The sequence below is a fragment of the Collinsella sp. AF33-16 genome (genome assembly GCF_003475325.1).
Lineage (GTDB): Bacteria > Actinomycetota > Coriobacteriia > Coriobacteriales > Coriobacteriaceae > Collinsella.
Genome location: NZ_QRQC01000048.1, coordinates 1 through 1,192, shown reverse-complemented (window position 1 = coordinate 1,192; position 1,192 = coordinate 1). Strand labels below are relative to the sequence as shown.

Here is a 1,192-nt window from a genome sequence, read left to right as displayed (position 1 = left end):
GGAAAGCAGGGCAGGTACACATACGAGCAGAAGGTCGCCGCCGCCTCCGCCGTCGTCGACGGCGGCATGACGAAGGCCGAGGCGATGGCGGCGTTCGGCATAATGTCGATGTCGCCGCTCAAGAAGTGGTGCGCGCTATACCGCCGGGGCGGCGCGGAGGCCCTGCGCCCGAGGCCCAAGGGCCGCCCGAGCGGTTCCAAGGCGAGGCCGCGGACCCGCGAGGAGGAGCTCGAGGAGCGGTGCCGTAGGCTCGAGGCCGAGGTGGCCTACCTAAAAAAATTACGCGCCCTGGTCGAGAGGGACGGGCTCTGACCAGGGCGAAGGCCGAAGCGGTCGCGGCCCTGCGCGCCGAGGGGCACGCGCTCGGGCACCTGCTCGCATGCGCCGAGCTCAAGCGGTCGACCTACTACTACGCCCTCGCGCACCCGCCGAGGCCAACGCGCCCCGAGCTCTGGGAGGCGGCCGCCGAGATCTTCTCGCGCACCGCCAACGGCTGCGGGCACCGGCAGATAGCGATGTGCCTCAGGGCGGAAGAGGGGGCCGTGATAGCCGACAAGACCGTGCTCGAGATGATGCGCGAGATGGGGATTCGCTGCGGTATCAGACGCGAGACGGCCTACCACAGGTACAACTCGTACAGGGGCGTCGTCGGCAGGACGTTCGAGAACGTGATCGCGAGGGATTTCGACGCCGGGGCCCCGTGGCGGAAGCTGGGAACGGACGTCACCGAGTTCAAGGTGGCGGGCGGCAAGGCCTACTGGGCCCCGACGCTGGACTTCTGCACCAAGGAGATCGTGGCGAGCGACATATCGACCACGCCCGACATGGCCCAGCAGGTCAGGATGCTCGACGAGCTGCTGTCCAAGATCCCCGAGGGCGCCGCCCCGACCATGCACTCGGACCGGGGCTGGCAGTACCAGCACGCCTCGTACACATCCAGGCTCGAGGCCGCAGGCATCGTCCAGAGCATGTCCAGGAAGGCGAACTGCATCGACAACGCCGCCACCGAGCAGCTCTTCGGCCACGTCAAGGACGAGTTCTACCGGGGCCGCGAGTGGGAGACGTTCGAGGATTTCAAACGCGACCTGGAGGAATACATAGTCCACTGGAACACGAGCCGGAGGCAGGTAAGATTGAAGGGCCTGACCCCGGAGGAGTTCCGGAATCAGGCCCTCGCGGCCTAGTCGCTATT

2 protein-coding genes are annotated in these 1,192 nt (G+C 67.2%); both read left to right on the top strand.

The window, feature by feature from the left end; all coding sequences use genetic code 11:
* The coding region (locus DWZ52_RS10220; protein WP_233547311.1) for a helix-turn-helix domain-containing protein at window positions 1-312 on the top strand (312 nt) is incomplete at its 5' end.
* Complete coding sequence (locus DWZ52_RS09800; protein WP_199579259.1) at window positions 279-1,184, top strand: IS3 family transposase; 906 nt, start codon at window positions 279-281, stop codon at window positions 1,182-1,184. The genes DWZ52_RS10220 and DWZ52_RS09800, both read left to right, overlap by 34 nt.
* Window positions 1,185-1,192: the final 8 nt, after the last annotated feature.